The organism is Lysobacter sp. 5GHs7-4 (assembly GCF_021284765.1).
GTDB lineage: Bacteria > Pseudomonadota > Gammaproteobacteria > Xanthomonadales > Xanthomonadaceae > Lysobacter.
This window is the reverse complement of record NZ_CP089924.1, coordinates 2,222,268-2,240,087: the sequence shown is the minus strand read 5'-3', so window position 1 is coordinate 2,240,087 and position 17,820 is coordinate 2,222,268. Positions and strand designations below refer to the sequence as shown.

The 17,820-nt window shown below is 67.7% G+C and carries 19 protein-coding genes; 7 read left to right on the top strand and 12 right to left on the bottom strand.

The window, feature by feature from the left end; all coding sequences use genetic code 11:
- Positions 1-3: 3 nt before the first annotated feature.
- A complete protein-coding gene (locus tag LVB77_RS10115; RefSeq protein WP_232909994.1) occupies positions 4-846 on the top strand; it encodes an SAM-dependent methyltransferase in 843 nt (280 codons plus the stop codon).
- A gap of 76 nt (positions 847-922) precedes the next feature.
- Here LVB77_RS10115 and LVB77_RS10110 read toward each other — a convergent pair whose 3' ends face one another.
- From LVB77_RS10110 to LVB77_RS10095, 4 genes are read right to left on the bottom strand one after another with little or no spacing between them, the layout of a single operon-like run.
- A complete protein-coding gene (locus LVB77_RS10110) occupies positions 923-1,543 on the bottom strand; it encodes a TetR/AcrR family transcriptional regulator (RefSeq protein WP_232909993.1) in 621 nt (206 codons plus the stop codon).
- Positions 1,540-2,979 (bottom strand): efflux transporter outer membrane subunit, encoded by a 1,440-nt coding sequence (locus tag LVB77_RS10105; RefSeq protein ID WP_232909992.1) that lies wholly within the window; start codon positions 2,977-2,979, stop codon positions 1,540-1,542. Before LVB77_RS10105 ends, LVB77_RS10110 begins: the two co-directional genes overlap by 4 nt.
- Positions 2,972-6,166, bottom strand: a complete 3,195-nt coding sequence (locus tag LVB77_RS10100; protein ID WP_232909991.1) for an efflux RND transporter permease subunit — start codon at positions 6,164-6,166, stop codon at positions 2,972-2,974. Before LVB77_RS10100 ends, LVB77_RS10105 begins: the two co-directional genes overlap by 8 nt.
- Positions 6,167-6,178: 12 nt before the next feature.
- On the bottom strand, positions 6,179-7,381 hold the full coding sequence (locus LVB77_RS10095) for an efflux RND transporter periplasmic adaptor subunit (protein WP_232909990.1): 1,203 nt from the start codon (positions 7,379-7,381) through the stop codon (positions 6,179-6,181).
- Positions 7,382-7,559: 178 nt separating this feature from the next.
- Here LVB77_RS10095 and LVB77_RS10090 point away from each other — a divergent pair, with 178 nt between their 5' ends.
- The 3 genes from LVB77_RS10090 to LVB77_RS10080 are packed head-to-tail and all read left to right on the top strand — an operon-like array spanning position 7,560 to position 8,764.
- Entirely contained in the window at positions 7,560-8,072 is a 513-nt protein-coding gene (locus LVB77_RS10090; protein WP_232909989.1) for a DUF2975 domain-containing protein, read from the top strand.
- 1 nt (position 8,073) lies between these two features.
- A complete protein-coding gene (locus LVB77_RS10085) occupies positions 8,074-8,295 on the top strand; it encodes a helix-turn-helix transcriptional regulator (protein ID WP_232909988.1) in 222 nt (73 codons plus the stop codon).
- Between the two features lie 4 nt (positions 8,296-8,299).
- Positions 8,300-8,764: a hypothetical protein gene (locus tag LVB77_RS10080; protein ID WP_232909987.1), complete on the top strand. Its 465-nt coding sequence runs from the start codon at positions 8,300-8,302 to the stop codon at positions 8,762-8,764.
- Between the two features lie 226 nt (positions 8,765-8,990).
- Here the strand turns inward: LVB77_RS10080 and LVB77_RS10075 are convergent, their stop codons facing one another.
- Together LVB77_RS10075 and LVB77_RS10070 are read right to left on the bottom strand one after the other, a co-directional pair.
- On the bottom strand, positions 8,991-9,185 hold the full coding sequence (locus LVB77_RS10075; protein ID WP_232909986.1) for a hypothetical protein: 195 nt from the start codon (positions 9,183-9,185) through the stop codon (positions 8,991-8,993).
- A gap of 159 nt (positions 9,186-9,344) precedes the next feature.
- Positions 9,345-9,596 (bottom strand): hypothetical protein, encoded by a 252-nt coding sequence (locus LVB77_RS10070; protein WP_232909985.1) that lies wholly within the window; start codon positions 9,594-9,596, stop codon positions 9,345-9,347.
- A gap of 171 nt (positions 9,597-9,767) precedes the next feature.
- On the opposite strand from LVB77_RS10070, the gene LVB77_RS10065 reads away from it, so the two are divergent.
- Positions 9,768-10,124, top strand: a complete 357-nt coding sequence (locus LVB77_RS10065; protein WP_232909984.1) for a hypothetical protein — start codon at positions 9,768-9,770, stop codon at positions 10,122-10,124.
- 109 nt (positions 10,125-10,233) lie between these two features.
- A complete protein-coding gene (locus LVB77_RS10060) occupies positions 10,234-10,851 on the top strand; it encodes an FMN-binding negative transcriptional regulator (RefSeq protein ID WP_232909983.1) in 618 nt (205 codons plus the stop codon).
- A 123-nt stretch (positions 10,852-10,974) separates the two neighbouring features.
- Here LVB77_RS10060 and LVB77_RS10055 read toward each other — a convergent pair whose 3' ends face one another.
- Positions 10,975-11,337: a VOC family protein gene (locus LVB77_RS10055; RefSeq protein WP_232909982.1), complete on the bottom strand. Its 363-nt coding sequence runs from the start codon at positions 11,335-11,337 to the stop codon at positions 10,975-10,977.
- Positions 11,334-11,960: a TetR/AcrR family transcriptional regulator gene (locus LVB77_RS10050; RefSeq protein ID WP_232909981.1), complete on the bottom strand. Its 627-nt coding sequence runs from the start codon at positions 11,958-11,960 to the stop codon at positions 11,334-11,336. Before LVB77_RS10050 ends, LVB77_RS10055 begins: the two co-directional genes overlap by 4 nt.
- Before the next feature lie 63 nt (positions 11,961-12,023).
- Between LVB77_RS10050 and LVB77_RS10045 the strand changes: the two genes are divergently transcribed.
- On the top strand, positions 12,024-12,695 hold the full coding sequence (locus LVB77_RS10045) for a hypothetical protein (protein WP_232909980.1): 672 nt from the start codon (positions 12,024-12,026) through the stop codon (positions 12,693-12,695).
- Between the two features lie 6 nt (positions 12,696-12,701).
- Here the strand turns inward: LVB77_RS10045 and LVB77_RS10040 are convergent, their stop codons facing one another.
- From LVB77_RS10040 to LVB77_RS10025, 4 genes are all read right to left on the bottom strand, one after another.
- Positions 12,702-13,613, bottom strand: a complete 912-nt coding sequence (locus LVB77_RS10040) for an acyltransferase (RefSeq protein ID WP_232909979.1) — start codon at positions 13,611-13,613, stop codon at positions 12,702-12,704.
- Positions 13,614-13,685: 72 nt separating this feature from the next.
- The gene (locus tag LVB77_RS10035; protein ID WP_232909978.1) at positions 13,686-15,095 is read right to left on the bottom strand and encodes a serine hydrolase domain-containing protein; all 1,410 of its coding nucleotides are present in this window, start codon (positions 15,093-15,095) and stop codon (positions 13,686-13,688) included.
- Positions 15,096-15,299: 204 nt separating this feature from the next.
- Entirely contained in the window at positions 15,300-15,776 is a 477-nt protein-coding gene (locus LVB77_RS10030) for a DUF1801 domain-containing protein (protein ID WP_232909977.1), read from the bottom strand.
- 387 nt (positions 15,777-16,163) lie between these two features.
- The gene (locus tag LVB77_RS10025; protein ID WP_232909976.1) at positions 16,164-17,795 is read right to left on the bottom strand and encodes a peptidoglycan-binding protein; all 1,632 of its coding nucleotides are present in this window, start codon (positions 17,793-17,795) and stop codon (positions 16,164-16,166) included.
- Positions 17,796-17,820 lie beyond the last annotated feature (25 nt).

Genomic DNA, 17,820 nt, shown 5'->3' with positions numbered 1-17,820 from the left:
CCCGTGCCGCACTATTCAGGCCCCCTGCTCACCCAGCCCATCGCCGACGCGCTGCAGGCCGCGCGCGCCGCGGGCGCGCAGACATGGGCCGGCTCGCTCGATCTGGGACGCACGAACGCGGACGCCGTCCTGAAAGCCGACGCCTGGGTCTGGCGCGACCAGCGCTATCCCTACCCGGCGTCGCTCAAGGACCGCACCATCTACTACTGGGACGGCGAGGACTACGCCGCGGTCTCGCGCTATGCCGGCTCGCTGATCAAGCTGGTGCCGACGCAGTGGGGCACCCCCACCTTCGAGATCGACGGCATCAAGATGCTGGTCAGCGCCCAGATCTCGCCCATCGACGATGCGCAGCGCAAAGTCGCCCTGGTCGAGCCGCGCGGCAAAACCGTGCTGGACACCTGCGGCGGGCTGGGCTATTTCGCCGCCTGCTGCCTGCAGGCCGGCGCGGCGCGCATCCAGTCCTTCGAGAAGAACGAAAGCGTGCTGTGGTTGCGCACGCTCAATCCCTGGTCGCCCGATCCGGACGCGCCCGCCAGCGGCGGCCGCCTGCAGCTCGCGCATGCCGACGTGTCGGTGGCGATCGCCGGCATCGCCGACGCGTCGGTGGACGCGCTGCTGCACGACCCGCCGCGCTTCGGCATCGCCGGCGAGCTGTACTCGCAACGCTTCTACGACCACCTCGCACGCGTGCTACGCCGCGGCGGCCGCCTGTTCCACTACACCGGCAGCCCGAACAAGCTCACCAGCGGCCGCGACGTGCCGCGCGAGGTCGCCAAGCGGCTGGAGAAAGCCGGCTTCAAGACGCAGTTGGCGCTGGACGGCGTGTTGGCGACGAAGCGCTAGCGAATCCTCCGGCGGCCGAAGGCGCCGGCGTTCGCAACCACGCCGGACCTCCGATCGACGCCGGCGCCGCGCCCGCTCAGACCTCGGTAGACAGCAAGGCCGGCAGTACCAGCTGCAATGCCTCCTTGACCTCGTCCACGCTCAGATCCGGCTGCGAGATCGCGCGGATCGCCAGCCCTTCGATCAGCGACTGCAACAACAGCACCCGTCTTTCCGCTTCGCGCTGCGGCAGGCCCAGCCCGCCGTCCGGCCGGCCGCGCACGAACCACGCCGCCAGATCCGCGCGCAGCACCTTGTCCGACAACTGCGTGGCCGCGGCGATCTCGGCGTCGCGCGTGGCCTGCGCGGTCAGCTCCAGGAACAGCGCCGCATTGGTGAGGCTGGGATCGTTCGCCTGCCACTGCTGGAACACCTCGGCGATACCGCCGACCAGATCGCTGCTGGTATGCAGTTGCGCCACATCTGCCCTGGCCTCTTCGAGCTGGCGCCCGATGATGGCCAGGATGATGTCGTTCTTGCTCTTGAAGTAGCGATAGATCAGGCCGGCGCTCATGCCGGCCGTATCGGCGATGTTGGCCATGCTGGCGGCGTGGAAGCCGTGCACGACGAAACACTTCTGCGCCGCGACCAGGATGCGCTCGCGCTGGGCGAGCGCGCGCGCCTCGGCCTTGGGGGTGGACTTGGCCTGCCTGCTCATTGGCTGCGCTCGTTCCAGCCACCTCCAAGGACTTTGTAGAGCGTCACGCGATTGATCTGTTCGTTCAGACGCGTGGTCACCAGGCCCTGCTGCGCGGCGTACAAGGTGCGCTGCGCGTCGAGCTGGTTGAGGTAGCTGTCGCGGCCGGCCTTGTAGCGCGCGGTGGACAACTCGTCGGCGCGCGCGGCCGCCTCGACCAGCGCCTCCTGCGCCTGGCGCTGTTCGGCCAGGGTCGTGGTCAAGGCCAGGGCATCGGCGACGTCGCGGAAACCGGCCTGGATCGCCTTCTCGTACTGCGCCAGCGCGATCTGCTGGTCGGCCTTGGCCGAATCCAGCCCCGCGCGCAGCTTGCCGCCCTGGAAGATCGGAATCGACACCACCGGATTGACCGACCACGCACGCGTGTTGGCGTCGAACAGACCCGACAGCTCGCCGCTGGCGCTGCCGAACAGACCGGTCAGGCTGATCGACGGGAAGAACGCCGCGCGCGCGGCGCCGATGTTGGCGTTGGCCGCGCGCAGCAGGTGCTCGGCCTGCAGCACGTCGGGACGGCGCAGCAGCACCTCCGACGGCAGGCCGGACGGCAATGCGGCGATGCCGCTGACGTCGCCGGTCAGACGCTGCGGCAGCAGCGCCGGATCCACCGGCTCGCCGACCAGCAGGTTCAGCGCGTTGATGTCCTGCGCCACCTGCCCCGCATAGCGTGCCGCGTCCGCGCGCGCCTGCTCGACTTGGGTGCGCGCCTGGCTCACTTCCAGGCCCGACACCGCGCCCAGCTCGCGCCGCTTCTGGGTCAGCTCATAGGCCGACTGCTGATTCTTCAAGGTCGCTTCCGACACCGACAGCAGCTCGCGGTCCGCGGCCAGGGTCAGGTAGGCGTTGGCGACTTCGGAGATCAGGCTCAGCTGCGCGCTGCGGCGCGCCTGCTCCTCGGCGAAGTAGCGTTGCAACGCCGACTGGCTCAGGTTGCGCACGCGGCCGAACAGGTCCAGCTCGAAACTGGTGATGCCCACGCCGGCGGTGTACTGATCGACCACCGCCTGGTTGTCGCCGCCGGTGCGCTGCAGCTGCGCGCTGACGCCCACCGCCGGGACGCGGTCGGCGCGCTGGATGCGGTACTGCGCACGCGCCTTCTCGACGTTGAGCACGGCCACGCGCAGGTCGCGGTTGTTCTCCAGCGCGCGGCCGACCAGGGTTTCCAGGTTCGGATCGGCGAAGAACTCCTGCCAACCGATGTCGGCCACCGCGACGGTCGAAACCGTCGCGGCGCCCTCGCCGGCCGGCGCCGCGCCGGTGAAGGCCTGGGTGGTCGGCGGCAGCGGCCATTCGCCCGGGATCGCCGCGTCGGCCACCGGCAGCTTGGGCGCCAGGCTGAGGCAGCCGGTGGTGGCCAGCGCGATCGCCAGCGCCAGGGTGTGGATCGAAAGCTTATTCATGGTTCTGCGCTCCTGCCGAAGCCTGCGCCGGGGGCGCATGCTTTTTCCTGACGAACAGTTTCTCCACCACCACGAAGAACAGCGGTACGAAGAAGATGCCCAGGAAGGTACCGATCACCATGCCGCCCAGCACGCCGGTGCCGATCGCGCGCTGCGCGCCGGAACCCGCGCCGGTGGCCAGCGCCAGCGGCAACACGCCCAGGCCGAAGGCCAGCGAGGTCATGATGATCGGACGCAGGCGGTCGCGTACCGCGGCCAGCGTGGCCGCGATCAGGTCCATGCCGTTCTTCAGGTTCTCCTTGGCGAACTCGACGATCAGGATCGCGTTCTTGCTGGACAAGCCCACTGTGGTGAGCATCGCCACCTGGAAGTAGACGTCGCGCTCCATGCCGCGCGCCCAGGTCGCCAGCACCGTGCCCAGGATGCCCATCGGCGCGATCAGCAGCACCGAGGTCGGGATGGCCCAGCTTTCGTACATCGCCGCCAGACACAGGAACACGATCAGCAGCGACAGCGTGTACAGCAGCGGCGTCTGCGCGCCAGCCTGGCGTTCCTGGAACGACAGACCCGTCCATTCCAGGCCGATGCCCGGCGGCAGCTGCGCCACCAGCTTTTCCACCTCCGCCATGGCCTGGCCCGAGCTCACGCCCGGCTTGGCCTCGCCGTTGATTTCCAGCGCCGAGACGCCGTTGTAACGCTCCAGGCGCGGCGAACCGTATTCCCAGCGCGTGCTGGCGAAAGCCGAGAACGGCACCATGTCGCCCTTGTCGTTGCGCACGTACCAGCGGTTGAAGTCGCTGGGCACCATGCGGAACGGCGCGTCGGACTGGATATAGACGCGCTTGACGCGGCCGCGGTCGACGAAGTCGTCGATGTACTGGCCGCCCCAGGCCGCCTGCAGGGTCGAGTTGATGTCGTCGATGCTCAGGCCCAGCGCCGCGGCCTTCTGGTTGTCGACGTCGACGCGGAACTGCGGCGTGTCCTCCATGCCGTTCGGGCGCACGTTCTGCATCAGCTCGCTCTGGCCGGCCATGCCCAGGAACTGGTTGCGCGCGGCGACCAGCGCCTCGTGGCCCAGCCCGGCGTTGTCCTTCAGATAGAACACGAAGCCGTTGGAGTTGCCCAACTCGAACACCGCCGGCGGCGCCAGCGCGAACACGAACGCGTCCTTGATGCCCATGAAGCTGCCCATCGCGCGGCCGACCACGCCGTCCACGCTGTTGTCCGGCATCGGCGTCTTGCCGAAGCTGGTCAGCCAGCGCCAGCGATCGCCCCAGGTGCTCTCGCGCTCTTCCCACGGCTTGAGCTGCGAGAACGCCATGCCCGCGTTCTGGCCGTTGCCGGCGAAGCTGAAGCCCTGCACGGTGAACAGCGAGTCCACCGCCGGGTCGGACAGGAACTGGTCCTCGACCTTCTTCAGCACCTCGCCGGTGCGCTCCTGAGTCGCGCCGACCGGCGCCTGCACGATGGTGAACAGGAAACCCTGGTCCTCCTGCGGCAGGAACGAGGACGGCAGGCGGAAGAACATCACGCCCATCAGCACGGCCATGGCCGCGAACACCATCATGAAGCGGCCCGAGCGCGTGACGATGCCGCGCACCACGCCCTGGTACTTGTCGTTGCCGGCGTCGAACTTCTTGTTGAACCAGCCGAAGAAGCCCTTGTCGGACGCGTGGTGGCCCTTCTCGATCTGCTTGAGCATGGTCGCGCACAGCGCCGGGGTCAGCACGATCGCGACCAGCACCGATAGCGCCATCGCCGAGACGATGGTGACCGAGAACTGGCGATAGATGACGCCGGTGGCGCCGCCCAGGAACGCCATCGGCACGAACACCGCCGACAGCACCAGGCCGATGCCGACCAGCGCGCCGGTGATCTGATCCATGGACTTGCGCGTGGCCTCCACCGGCGACAAGCCTTCCTCGCTCATCACGCGCTCGACGTTCTCGACCACGACGATGGCGTCGTCCACCAACAAACCGATCGCCAGCACCACTGCGAACATGGTCAGCATGTTGACCGAGTAGCCGAACAGCGCCAGCAAACCGAACGTGCCCAGCAACACCACCGGCACCGCGATCGTCGGGATCAGGGTGGCGCGGAAGTTCTGCAGGAACAGGTACATCACCAGGAACACCAGCACCACCGCCTCAAGCAAAGTCTTGATGACCTCCTCGATCGCCACCCGCACGAACGGCGTGGTGTCGAACGGCGTGACCGCCTTGAGGCCCTTCGGGAACGAGGGCTTGAGCTGTTCCAGCTCGGCCTCCACCGCCTGCGCGGTGGCCAGCGCGTTGGCGCCGGTGGCCAGCGAGATCGCGATGCCGGTGGCCGGCTTGCCGTTGAAGCGGGCGATGGTGCCGTAGTCCTCCTGGCCCAGCTCCACGCGCGCCACGTCGCGCAGCTTCAGCACCGCGCCGCTGCTGTTGGACCGCAGCACGATGTTCTGGAACTGCTCGGCCGTCTGCAGGCGGTCCTGCGCGGTGATGGTGGCGTTGAGCTGCTGGCCCTTGACCGACGGCGTGCCGCCGAGCTGGCCCACCGCGACCTGCGCGTTCTGCGCGCGCAGCGCCGCGATCACGTCGCTGGGCGTGAGGCGATAGGTGTTGAGCTTGTCAGGGTCCAGCCAGATGCGCATCGCGTACTTGGTGCCGAACAGCTGGGTGCTGCCGACGCCGTCGACGCGGGCCAGCGGATCGACCAGGTTGGCGGCCACGTAGTCGGCGATGTCGGCGCCGTTCATGCTGCCGTCCTCGGACACGAAGCCGATGACCTGCAGGAACGACGAGTTCGCCTTGGACACGCTCACGCCCTGCTGCTGCACGATCTGCGGCAGCAACGGCGTGGCCAGCTGCAGCTTGTTCTGCACCTGCACCTGGGCGATGTCCGGGTCGACGCCGCTTTCGAAGGTCAGCGTGACGCTGGACTGGCCGTCGGACGAACTGGTCGCCGACATGTACATCAGGCCGTCGATACCCTTCATGTTCTGCTCGATGATCTGCGTCACCGAGTTCTCGACGGCCTTCGCGGAGGCACCGGGGTAGGACGCGTTCACCGATACGGTCGGCGGCGCGATGGTTGGGTATTGCGAGATCGGCAGCTGGGTGATCGCGATCGCGCCACCGAGCATGATGATGATCGCCAGGACCCAGGCAAAGATCGGGCGATCGATAAAGAACCGTGCCATGAATGTCTCCGTTTACTGCTTCGGCGCGGCGGCGGGGGCGGCCGGCTTGGCGGGCGCGGCGCCCTTCTCGGTGGCATCGACGGGCATGCCGGGGCCGATCTTCTGCAGGCCCTCGACGATCACCTTGTCGCCGGCCTTGAGGCCGCCTTCGACCAGCCACTTGTCGCCGATCGCCTGACCCACCTGGATCTCGCGCGGCTCGACCTGGCCCTTGGCGTTGACCACCATCGCGGTGGCGCCGCCCTTGGGATCGCGGGTCACGCCCTGCTGCGGCACCAGCAGCGCGTTCTGACGCACGCCGGTGCCGATCAGCGCGCGCACGTACATGCCCGGCATCAGCAGGTTGTCGGGATTGGGCACCACCACGCGCAGCAGGAAGCTGCCGGTGCCTTCGTCCACGGTGACTTCGGAGAACGCGAGCTTGCCGTCCAGCGGGTACTTGCTGCCGTCTTCCAGCAGGATCGTCACCGGCGTACTGGCCTCGGTCAGGGTGCCGGCGGCGATCTGCTTGCGCAGCGCCAGCAGTTCGGCGCTGGACTGGCTGATGTCCACGTGCACCGGATCGAGCTGCTGCACCACCGCCAGCGCTTCGGTCTGATTGGCGGTGACCAGGGCGCCCTGGGTCACCGCCGACTTGCCGATGCGGCCGCTGATCGGCGAGCTGATGCGCGCGCGGCCCAGCACCACACTGGCGCTCTGCACCGCGGCGCGGCCCGAGGCCACGTCGGCCTGGCTCTGCTTGAGCGTGGCCACCGCGGTTTCGTCGTCCTGGCGGCTGACCGCGTCGATCTTGACCAGGTCGCTGGAGCGCTTGGCGTTCAAGCGCGCCGAGTTCAGCGCTGCTTCGCCGCGCGCGAGCGTGGCGCGCGCGGTTTCCAGATCCGCGGCGTAGGTCTTGTCGTCCAGCTGGTACAGCGGCTGGCCGGCGCTGACCATGCCGCCTTCGGTGAACAAGCGCCGCTCGACGATGCCGCTGACCTGCGGGCGGACCTCGGCGATCAGCGAGGCGCTGGTGCGCCCGGGCAGCTCGCGGGTCAGGGTGATGGTCTCCGGCTTCAGGGTCACCACAGTGACCTGGCCCTTCTGGCCGCCGGGACCGCCTGGCTGCTCTCCGCCGCCGCCGCAGGCGGCCAGCGCCAGGCTGAGCGCGGTCGCGACCAACACCTTCGGAGCACGGGAAATAGCGTTATGGAATAGGGACTTATGCGACGGCATGGGGGAGCCTCAGGTCGTGGTTGCGGTCGGCCGGACCGCGGGCGCTGCAAAGAATGAACGATCATTCTCTTTTTTGGCGCGACGCGGGTCAAGCGTTGTTATCCATGTCTAATGGCCTATTTCATCGTTAAACGATACGGTTATTATCGATTCACGATAAATCACTGGGATTGCCGCCATGAACCGCACAGCCAGCCGCGCCCTCGCCGCCGCCCGCCCGGTGATCCAGGGCCTGACCCTGCTCAACCTGCTGTACGGCCTGAGCCTGATCGCCCTGCTGTGCTTCAGCGTCTTCATGAACGGCTGGCCGGAACGCGCGCTGGGTTTCGACCTGCTGGCCAAGTACCCGCAGGCGCCCTGGGGCCTGCGCGCGATCGTCATCGTCGGCATCGCCGGCGCGGCGATCGTGCACACGGTGCTGCGCCGGCTGCTGGCCATCGTCGACAGCGTGCGCGGCGGCGATCCCTTCGTCCTGGACAACGTGCGCCGCCTCACCCTGATCGCCTGGAGCGTGGTCGCGCTGGAAGTGCTGCGCGTGATCGTCGCCCTGATCGCCGCGGCAGTGTGGGAGCCCGGCCGCATCGACGGCTTCTCGTTCACGCCTTGGCTGGCGGTGCTGCTGCTGTTTGTGCTGTCGGGCGTGTTCGCCCACGGCGCGCGCATGCGCGCCGACCTCGAAGGAACGGTGTGACATGGCGATCGTCATCCGCCTGGACGAACTACTGCACGCGCGCCGCATGACGCTGACCGAGCTGGCCGCGCGCGTCGACATCACCCTGGCCAATCTGTCGATCCTCAAGACCGGCAAGGCCAAGGCGATCCGCTTCTCCACGCTGGAAGCGATCTGCGCGGCGCTGGACTGCCAGCCCGGCGACTTGCTCGCGTTCGACCCCAGCATCGCCACCGAGGACTAAGACCATGCTTGCACGACTGTTCGCACCCGATCCCCACCACGAAGGCGTGCGCCCGATCCAGATCTGGGGCCTGCGCCTGTTCTTCCTGCTGATGCTGGTGTTCGTCACGCCCACCGCGTGGACCGCCTTGCTCACCCACGCCGGCCCGTGGGATCCGGTGCGCGCGGTCGCGTTCGCGGTATGGGCCACCTACCCCGCGTTGGCGCTGTTCGGCCTGTTCCGCCCGCTGCGCTGGCTGCCGCTGATGTTCTTCACCTTGGGCTACAAAACCGTCTGGCTGGCCTGCATCGCCTACCCGCTGTGGCGCGCCGACGCGCTGTGGGGCACGCCCACCGGCGAGGTCGCCGCTTCGTTCCTGGCGCTGCCGTTGCTGGCGGCGGTGGTGCCTTGGGGGTATGCGTGGCGGACCTACTTCGGCTGGACGCGTGGCGCAAGCAAGCCGCGGACGGCGTCGGCTGGCGCGTCGTGAGCTGCGGTCCGACTGCATAGCGCCCAGCCACACAACACCGTCATTCCGGCGAAAGCCGGAACCCACTTTGATCTGCTTCGCTCGCAGCGCATCGATTCGCCAAAGAAGCCGAGCAAAATGGGTTCCGGCTTTCGCCGGAATGACGAGTAAGCGTTCGACGCTCCAACTAAGGCGTCGGATGCAAAAATCCGATGCGTAGCTTCCAAACCGCACCTGGCCAACAACCCTACTTCCGCGACGGCGGATCCTCGCCCGGCAAGGTCTGGTGCCCTTCGCCTTCGGGCAAGTCGGCGTTCTGCACGTGCTTGCGCCGTGCATGCGCATCCTGGTCCGACGGATTCTCGCCGGGCAGCGTTTGATGGCCCTGTCCTTTCGGCGGGTTGTCGCCGTCGCGTTCGTGGTCCCGGTTGCGGTCTGCCATGTCCTTCGCCTCATGCGCCGGCAAGTGGGGGTCGGCGTTATCGCACGCTGAAGGCAGGACGGTTAACGCCGGGTCTAATCCGCGTGCGCCGACCTTCACCTCCGCTCAACGTTGCGCGCCTGCCGCCGATTCATCTTGCGCTTCGGCGGTGTCGAGGCGTTAAGGCACTTCGCAGCGCCAGATCGAACTCGCCAGCCACAGATTGGCGCGCGTCACATGGTTGTAGATTTCCTCCAGTGGCGTACCGCCTTGCGCGGTGCATTCGGCCGCCGCATCGGCGCGTGCATCCGCCAGCGCGATGCCCGGGTCGTAGCTTTGGCCCTGCCCGCTGACGGTCACCACTGCCGCCGTCGCCGCGCCGGACAGCGGCAACAGCACCGCCAGAACCAACGCCATCGAAACCTGCTTCATGTCGGTCTCCCGTTTCTAATTGCAACGTCCGCATTCGACCACCGCGTCCGCAGACGACTGTGAAATACCGGTAAGCGCCCCGTAAAACTGCGACACGCGCGTTAAAACCGGCCAGCGAGGGCATCGGGTACATTGCCGGTTCGCCCTTCCCGTCAGCGAGCACGTCGCGCCATGCCGCTCAGCCTGCACACCCTCAAACCCTACATCCCTGCCCAGGACTTTCAGCGCTCCCGGGGCTTCTACCAGGCCATGGGATTCGCTGCCTCGGAAGGCTGGGGCGGCACTGTCGATTTCGAAATGGACGGCCAGCATTTCCGCCTGCAGGACTATTACGTCAAGGATTGGGCCGACAACTGCATGATCGTCATCGCCGTGCCCGACATCGACGCCTGGCACCTGCGCGCGCGCGAGGTCGTGAGCAGCGGGAGCTACGCGCCGGCGCGCTACCTGCCGCCCGAACCGGTGGACGACGCCCGCGTCCTGCATGTCTGGGACCCGAGCGGGGTGCTGCTGGTGTTCGTGCAGTAACCGGCCCGCGTCTGCCTCATCCGGCCTCGCGGCACCAGTGCCTTGAGCGCCTCGCAGGCTACGGCGGAGCGCGTGCGAGAATTCCTGACCGCATCGACGCCCATCGCGCATGAACGCTCATCCCGTCTACAAGCCCGCCACGCCAGCCGACGTCGATCGCATGGTCGCCGCCCACCCGTTCGCGCTGGTGATCAGCGCCAATGCCGGGGTTCCGATTGCGACTCCGTTGCCTTTGTTGATGGAACGCGATGGCGACGGCGCGATAACGCTGCTGGGCCATATGCCGCGGGTGCATCCGCATACCGATCTGCTGCGCGCGCAGCCGCGCGCGCTGGCGGTGTTCACTGGCGCGCACGGCTACATCTCGCCGTCGTGGCTGAGCGACCGCACCCAGGCGCCGACCTGGAACTACGAAACCGTGCAGTTCGACATCGAGGTCGAATTCGACGACAGCGACGCCGCCACCGAGCTGGCTCTGAACCGTCTGGTCGATCACATGGAGCAAGGCCGGCCGCAGGCCTGGTCGGTCGCCGACATGGGCGCGCGCTACGCCAAGCTCGCCCCGCACGTGGTCGCTTTCCGCGCCCGCGTGGTCGACGCCTACGCCAAGTTCAAGCTGGGGCAGAACGAGCGGCCCGGCGATTGGGCCGAAATACTTGCGGGCCTGGAGCGCACTCGGCAGCAGGCGCTATTGGACGCGATGCAGCGTGCGTCGCCTTCGCCCTGAGTCACCGTAGCCGGCCGCGTACGGCTGGATTGCATGGCTTCTGCCTTTGCTCGTCATTCCCTCGAAAGCGGGAATGACGAGCAAAGAAGCCAGCGTCCTCGATGCTGCTGCGGCAAACGCCCCTCACCCCACATCGCCCGTCTTCTGCCCGATCCACAGCCGATTGCCATCGAGGTCTTCGATACGAAACTCGCTCATCCCATAAAACGGATGCGAGATCGACGGCACCTCCAGCCCCCGCCGCCGCACCTCGCGGTGGTAGGCGAAGATGTCGTCCGGATACAGGTAGATCACCGAAGTGCGCGGCGCGTCCGGCGGCTGGTTGATCGATTCGTCCAGCATCACGCGGCAATCGTCCAGGACCAGCATGGCCCAGCGCCAGCCGTCGTTGCGGTTTTCCACTTCGAAGCCGAGCTTGCGGTAGAAGTCGACACTGGCCGGCATGTTGCGCACCGGCAGCATCGGGATCAAACGTTGCATCTTCATGGCGTGTCACCGTGGAGAGGAATGGACGGCTGGCCGGTCTGCAAGGCGCGTACCGACGCGGCCGTGGCCAATTGCAGCGCCACCGCGAGTTCCTGCGCCGTGCACTTCGCTTCGCCCGACAGCCAGGCAACGATCGGCGAGAACATGCCGTCGGCCAGCGAATGCGCCGCCAGTCGCAGCGGAATCCGCAGGCGGCTGCGCTGGTCGCGATCCAGCGCGGCCTCGACGTGGCCCACCAGCGTGCGCCGGACGATGCGCAGCGCGGCGCCCTGGAACAGACTGCGGGCCAGCGCGCGATTGTCCCAAAAGTGTTCGAGGATCCCTTGCACCCGGTTGGCATCCGCGTCGGGCCGGACCAGGTTGGCCAGGATCTGGAACGGCCCTTCCAGGCTGGCCGAGAGCAAGGCGTCCTTGTTGCTGAAGTGCTCGTAAAAGGTCGACCGGCCCACGCCCGAGCGCGACAGCACATCGGCCACGCGGATCTCGTGGTAGCGCCGGCTCAACACCAGCGAGAAGAACGCCGCCAGCAGATCCTGGCGGGTGCGACGCCTGCGCGGGTCTTCGTTGGGATCGGTGCGGGTCATGGCCGGATAGTCCCACGAAGCGCGGCGGACAGTGGCCATCGATTGTCCGGAAACTCCGTGCGGGTACTGGCTAGCCTGCGGGCACACGCCCTGGAGCCGCCGATGAACGCCGCCACGCACCCACGCCCACGCGACACCCTGCCCGCCCTCGTCCTCATCGGCGCAGGCGCGTCCAGCGCGGTGGCGATGGCGTTCCATCCCAGCGCATACGGCGCGGACACGCAGGCGCGACTGCAGCACCTGGCCGAAATGTCGCCGCTCAGCCTGCACGTGCACATGGCGATGATCGCGCTCATCGTCGCCCTGTGGTGCTCGCTGGCGTATCTCGCCCGTCGCTGGCCGTCGAGCGGTTGGGTCTGGCTGGCCATGCGCTTGTACGCCCTGGGCGCGAGCGCCATGCTGGGCGCGGCGCTGATCAGCGGCTTCATCACCGGCGCCTACGTCGGCCGCATGCTGTCGCTGGCCGCCTCCGCAAAGGAGATGCTGCCGCCGGTGCTGTTGGCCTACTCCGCCAATCAGGCGCTGGCCGGCTTCGGCACGGTGTTCCTGTCGCTGGCGATCGTGCTGTGGTCGGTGGCGCTGGTCCGCGGCCCTGATCGCTACGCTCACGCGTGCGGCGTCTATGGCATCGTTGCCGGCGCCCTGTGCTTGATCGCGTACGCAGGCCGCCTGCTGTCGCTGGACGTGACCGGGATGACCGCGGTGGTCGTCGCGCACGGCGTCTGGTACGGCTTGCTGGGTGTTTGGGCCCTGCGCCGGCCTGCGTCGGAATGAACCCCGTCAGGTGCTGGCTTGCGTGGCGCGGTCGTCCTTGCCGCCCGCCAGCAACGCCGCCATGTCCGCGTCCTTCTCCTGCCACAGTCCGTTCATCCACTGCTGGAACTGGGCGCGGAATGCGCGGTCGTTCTGGTAGTCGCCGCGCAGGATGTGCTCGGGAATTTCGCGCTGCCGCACCCGCACGCGCACCTCGGGGATGCGGTCGGCCAGCAGGTCCAGCAGCGTGGGCGATCCGCCCGGGTAGGCGATGGTCACGTCCAGGATCGCATCCAGGCCCTCGCCCATCGCATCCAGCACGAAGGCCACGCCGCCGGATTTGGGCTTGAGCAGGTGACGGTAGGGCTCGCCCTGCTTGGCGTGCTTGGCCGCGGTAAAACGCGTGCCCTCGACGAAATTCATGATCGACACCGGAATCTCGCGGAACTTCTCGCAGGCGCGACGCGTGGCCTCGATGTCGCGGCCGGCCAGCTCCGGACGCTTGGCGATCTGCTTGGGCGTGTGGCGGCTCATGAACGGAAAATCCAGCGCCCACCACGCCAGGCCCAGCAGCGGCACCCAGAACAACTGGCTCTTGAGGAAGAAGCGCATAAAGGGAATGCGCCGGTTGAACACCTTCTGCAACACCACGATGTCCACCCAGCTCTGGTGGTTGGCCAGTACCAGGTAATGGCCGTCCCTCACCAACGTAGCCTCTTCGCGAACCGTCACCGGCGTGCGCGTGTAGCGGTCCCACAGCCGGCTGTTCACCGCGATCCAGCTCTCGGCGATGCCGGTCAGCAGCGTGTTGCAGGCCAGCCGCAGGCGCTTGGACGGCAGCAGCGCCTTGATCAGCGCCACCGCGAACAGCGGCATCACGTGCAGCACGGTGCTGCTAGCGATCAGCAGCGACAGCAGGATGATTCGCAGCGTCAGCATGGAAGCGGGGGAATGGAGCGGTGGCCCATTGTCCCCGGGAAACGCCGCCGCCGTCACCCCGCCACCGGCGGATCAGCGGCTAAACACCTGATCGCGCCAGGTCATCCGTCCCGTTTCGGCATCGCAGCGCAGGGGCTCCGGGGGGTCCAGCGAGGCCGTCGAGGCGGCGAACAGGCCCGGCTGGGCCGGCTCCAGGGACAGCCGCAGCGCGCCGACCTGGGCGACCAGCCCAATCCCTTCCTGCTTCACTCGCAGCTCGCCATACAGCGGATTGGCGAACCGTCCGCTGCACGCGCGCATCGCCGCCGCATCCGGCCGCCAGCCCCAACCGCCCCACTTCGCGTCGGCGCGATCCCGTTCGATGGCGGCGCGGCGCTTGTCGGCCTTGGCCGCGACGTTCGCTGGGTACGCCGCCAACGCTTTGCCTAAGCGTTCGGTCTCCCCCGGCTGCCCGGTCGCCAGTCCGATGAAGGCCTTCATCAGCTCCAACTGCAGCCCTTCCATCGCACTGTCGCTACTGACCATCAGCGACAGCCCCGCGCGCGCCGACGGCACCAGCACCGTCACCGACACCGCGCCGTCGTACGAACCCGGGTGCATCAGCGCCTGCTGACCGCGATAGCTGCAGCTGTACCAGCCCAGGCTGTAACCGTTGCAGTCGATCTCGCCGTCGGCCAGTTTCGACTGCGCGATCGGTTGCTGCGAACGCAGCCAGGCCGCCGCAGGCAAGGCATTGCGCGCCTGACCGATGCCGAGATTCGCCTGCATCCAGCGCGCCATCGCGTTCGGCGACGCGATCAGGCCGCCCGCAGCATGCATCAATGCATCGGGCTTGGGCCGCAACGCTCGCCATTGCCGCCCGTCCCATTGGTGGTTCCAGCTCAGCTTCGCGTCGGGGACGGTCGAGGTACGCGACGACACGCCGTCCAGCGCGAGCGGCCGCAGCACCTCCGCATCCAGCCACTGCCGCCAGTGACGCCCCGTCCTAGCTTCCAGTGCCGCGCCGTAGATCAGATCGCCGATGTTGGCGTAGCGGAAGCCCGACGCTCTTGGCTTGACCTGCGTGGTCAGCAAAACCGGATACTCAGCAGCAGGCACGTCGCGTACGTGCGCGGTGAGCACGTTGAGCGTGTCGGTGGTCAGGCCTTCCTGATGCGACAACAGGTCGGCCATGGTGATGCGGCGCGGGTCTGCGGGCGCCGGCAATCGCAGCGCCGGCCACACGTCGGCTAGGGACGTGTCTAACGGGAATTCGCCGCGCGCATCGAGCACCGCAGCCAGCAGCCCCATGAAGGATTTGGTTTGCGAGGCGATATAGAACCGCGTGTCCGCATCGGCCTTGCCGGCGCGGTCCGAACGCGGTTGCCCACGCACCTCGATCCAGGGCGCGGCATCGCCCTGCACGATGACCGCCGCCATCGCTGGGGCCGCACCGGGTACTCGCATCGCCGTATCCAGCGCATCGCGGAACGGCGCGCTCAAGGCCGGATTGACGCCTGGCGCGGGCGGTGCCTCGGACGGCGGCGTTAAGGCAGAGGCCTGACCACCCCATCCAAGAGCCAACACTACGAACGCGAACGGGAAACGCAGACAGGGCTTAGGCACGGCATCACCAGGCGATGGGCGCTAGGCCCGATCGCCAAGGGATACCGACACCCCGTTCCCGGTTGCATCCGTTGCCGCGGATTATCCCGCGGCCTGCTTCACCAGCGTCGCAATCTTCTTCTCATCGGTCGCCGTCAGCGACTTCAGCGCGAACGCCGTCGGCCACATTGCCCCGTCGTCCAACTTCGCCGCATCGTTGAAGCCGAAGGTCGCGTAACGCGCCCCGAACTTCGACGCCGCCTGGAAGAAACACACCACCTTGCCGTCCCCATTCGTATAGGCCGGCATGCCGTACCAGGTCTTCGGGATCAACGCCGGCGCGCTCTTGCGGACGATGGCGTGCAGGCGCGTGGCCATCGCCCGGTCCGGCTCCGGCATCGCGGCAACCTTCGCCAGCAGATCGGCCTCCCCATCGGCCTTGCCCTTCTCCGCCTTGGCCTCGCGGGCCCGCTCCTTCATGGCGGCCTTTTCCTCGGCGGTGAACCCCGAGGCGGACTGGCTGGCAGCCGCGGACTTCTTGGCGGCGGGCTTCGACGTCTTCTTGGCGGCTGGGCTCATGTCCGTTCCTTAGGGAGAACCGACGGGCACCCTAGCATTAATCGGCGCGCTAAGACGGCCGCTATTACAAAACTGGATCGCGGCCTAGCGAAAGGTCGTCCAAAAACAAACTCAAGCGCTCGTCGACGCACTCATTAGAAAGCTGGAACCTCAAATAACAATCACCGATCTCCCGACGCTTGGGCTTTTGGGGCTCAAACAGCCAACCGACTTCCAAAGCGATATTCACTCCGGATGCCGAACGCACCGTCGCCAAGAAACCCGCCTCGTCACTAAACGAAACCAGGAGGTCATTATTCGCGGGACGCATCTTGTACAAAGCAATGCTTCCCGCCAGCCGCCTAAAGCTTGCTTCAAAAGCATCGAAGAACTCATCAGCGTCCAGAGCTAGCCCATCCGCATCCCAGCGCTTTGATTTTGCGTCTGCGTCTGCGCCACATTGCGCTGCGCCAACTCGCGCTCCGCCACTACGCGTTCGCCGTCCTCGGCGCTTTGGCGTTGCGGGACATTGACGGCGGCGGCGGTGGCGACGGCTTCGGTGCTGCGGTTGAAGGCAGGGTTGTCTTCGACGCGGCTAACTTCGACGGCGCGGGCGCGGGAGCCGTCGTTGTTGAGTTCGACGCGGTTCGGATTGATGTCGGCGCGCAGGCTGGCGACGGTCAGCACGCCGGCCAGGTTCTGGCTGTGGGTGCCTGCGGGGATGCCGCGGTCGCGTTCGGCGCTGTGGACCTGGTCGAGCACTTGCGGGAACAGGGTCGCGTAGGCGCTTTGCGTGCCGGTCGGTTGCAGTGCGCCTTGGCGCTGGTCGCCTTGTTGTTGAGCGGGCGGCTGCACGGCCGGCGTGTCGGGCGTCGGGGTTTGCGGCCGCTGTGCCGCGGCGGCCTCCTCGCGGCGGCGCACGGCTTCGGCGGCTTCGGGCAGGCCGCGCTCGACGGCGCGCGCGTTGAGCGCGTCGCGGGTGCGTTCGTCGGCGATGCCGTTGGCCGGCTCGATGTTCTCGTCGCGCTGGAAGCGGCGCACGGCCGCCTGGGTGTTGGCGTCGTAGCGGCGGGTCACGTCCAACAGGCCGTCGTTGTCGCGGTAGCCCAGGCCGCGCAGCTGCCCCTGCACATCGGCCACGGGGTCGCCGCGATCGCCGGTGTTGAGCACGCGGTCGTTCAAGGGGCCGTAGAGGTCGGTGATGCTCTTGAGGCGGAAATTCGGGTCGGCTTGCAGCACCTCGCCGCGCATGCGGTCCATCAGCGCCTGGTCGATGGTGCCGGTCTGCGGGTCGATGCCGGCGGTGCGCTGGTACTTGCGTACGGCCTGCTCGGTGGACGGGCCGAAATCGCCGTCGGGCGAGATCGCGCGGCCGGCGGCGTTGGTGACGTTCAAGGCGGCCAGGTACTGCTGCGCTTCGAATGCGCGCGCGTTGGCGTCGCCGCGCTGCAAGGTGGCGTTGGCGGCGGGTGCCGGCGCCGCCGGGGTCAGGTCCACGCCGTCGCGCTGCACCGAGGTCACCAGGTCGGCGACGTTGCCTTCCCAGCCGCGCGCCAGCCCGGCGATGTGGGCGGCGCGGTCGCTGCCGTTGACGATGGCGCGCGCGCCGTCGTAGTCGGCGTTGTTGCCGCCGATGAACTGGTCCAGGCGCTGGTTGGTGAACAGGCCGTCGCGCATGCCGCGCACCAGGATCCGCGACGCGGTCTCCGGATCGCCGGCCAGGGCCGGGTTGTCGGCCAGTTCGCTGCCGCGCCCCAGGGCTTCGCCCAGGCGCTGGTAGTTGTCGCGGTGCGTGAGGTGCGCGTAACCGCGGCCGAAGTACTCCTCGCCGCCCTGATAGCCCAGTCGCGCCGCCTGCTGGCGGCCGTAGTCTTCCTCGGGCTTGGTGAAGTTCAGGCTCTCGTGCTCGGCCGTGGCCAGCACGTAGGCGATCTGGCGCTGGTCGGTGATGCCTTCCTCGATGCAGGTGCGCACGATCAGGCGCACCGCCTGGTCGCGGCTGATCGGTGAGGCGGCGCTGGGGCCGTATCCGTCGCTCATGGCGTGTTCTCTCCTTGTGTTCTGG

What these genes read in the sequence shown, in the direction of transcription:
- LVB77_RS10110 (WP_232909993.1), bottom strand. Translation starts at nt 1,543, where the DNA reads ATGAGCAGGCAGGCCAAGTCCACCCCCAAGGCCGAGGCGCGCGCGCTC.
- LVB77_RS10045 (WP_232909980.1), top strand. Translation starts at nt 12,024, where the DNA reads ATGAACGCCGCCACGCACCCACGCCCACGCGACACCCTGCCCGCCCTC.
- LVB77_RS10040 (WP_232909979.1), bottom strand. Translation starts at nt 13,613, where the DNA reads ATGCTGACGCTGCGAATCATCCTGCTGTCGCTGCTGATCGCTAGCAGC.
- LVB77_RS10085 (WP_232909988.1), top strand. Translation starts at nt 8,074, where the DNA reads ATGGCGATCGTCATCCGCCTGGACGAACTACTGCACGCGCGCCGCATG.
- LVB77_RS10055 (WP_232909982.1), bottom strand. Translation starts at nt 11,337, where the DNA reads ATGAAGATGCAACGTTTGATCCCGATGCTGCCGGTGCGCAACATGCCG.
- LVB77_RS10105 (WP_232909992.1), bottom strand. Translation starts at nt 2,979, where the DNA reads ATGAATAAGCTTTCGATCCACACCCTGGCGCTGGCGATCGCGCTGGCC.
- LVB77_RS10060 (WP_232909983.1), top strand. Translation starts at nt 10,234, where the DNA reads ATGAACGCTCATCCCGTCTACAAGCCCGCCACGCCAGCCGACGTCGAT.
- LVB77_RS10080 (WP_232909987.1), top strand. Translation starts at nt 8,300, where the DNA reads ATGCTTGCACGACTGTTCGCACCCGATCCCCACCACGAAGGCGTGCGC.
- LVB77_RS10065 (WP_232909984.1), top strand. Translation starts at nt 9,768, where the DNA reads ATGCCGCTCAGCCTGCACACCCTCAAACCCTACATCCCTGCCCAGGAC.
- LVB77_RS10050 (WP_232909981.1), bottom strand. Translation starts at nt 11,960, where the DNA reads ATGGCCACTGTCCGCCGCGCTTCGTGGGACTATCCGGCCATGACCCGC.
- LVB77_RS10095 (WP_232909990.1), bottom strand. Translation starts at nt 7,381, where the DNA reads ATGCCGTCGCATAAGTCCCTATTCCATAACGCTATTTCCCGTGCTCCG.
- LVB77_RS10100 (WP_232909991.1), bottom strand. Translation starts at nt 6,166, where the DNA reads ATGGCACGGTTCTTTATCGATCGCCCGATCTTTGCCTGGGTCCTGGCG.
- LVB77_RS10025 (WP_232909976.1), bottom strand. Translation starts at nt 17,795, where the DNA reads ATGAGCGACGGATACGGCCCCAGCGCCGCCTCACCGATCAGCCGCGAC.
- LVB77_RS10090 (WP_232909989.1), top strand. Translation starts at nt 7,560, where the DNA reads ATGAACCGCACAGCCAGCCGCGCCCTCGCCGCCGCCCGCCCGGTGATC.
- LVB77_RS10070 (WP_232909985.1), bottom strand. Translation starts at nt 9,596, where the DNA reads ATGAAGCAGGTTTCGATGGCGTTGGTTCTGGCGGTGCTGTTGCCGCTG.
- LVB77_RS10075 (WP_232909986.1), bottom strand. Translation starts at nt 9,185, where the DNA reads ATGGCAGACCGCAACCGGGACCACGAACGCGACGGCGACAACCCGCCG.
- LVB77_RS10030 (WP_232909977.1), bottom strand. Translation starts at nt 15,776, where the DNA reads ATGAGCCCAGCCGCCAAGAAGACGTCGAAGCCCGCCGCCAAGAAGTCC.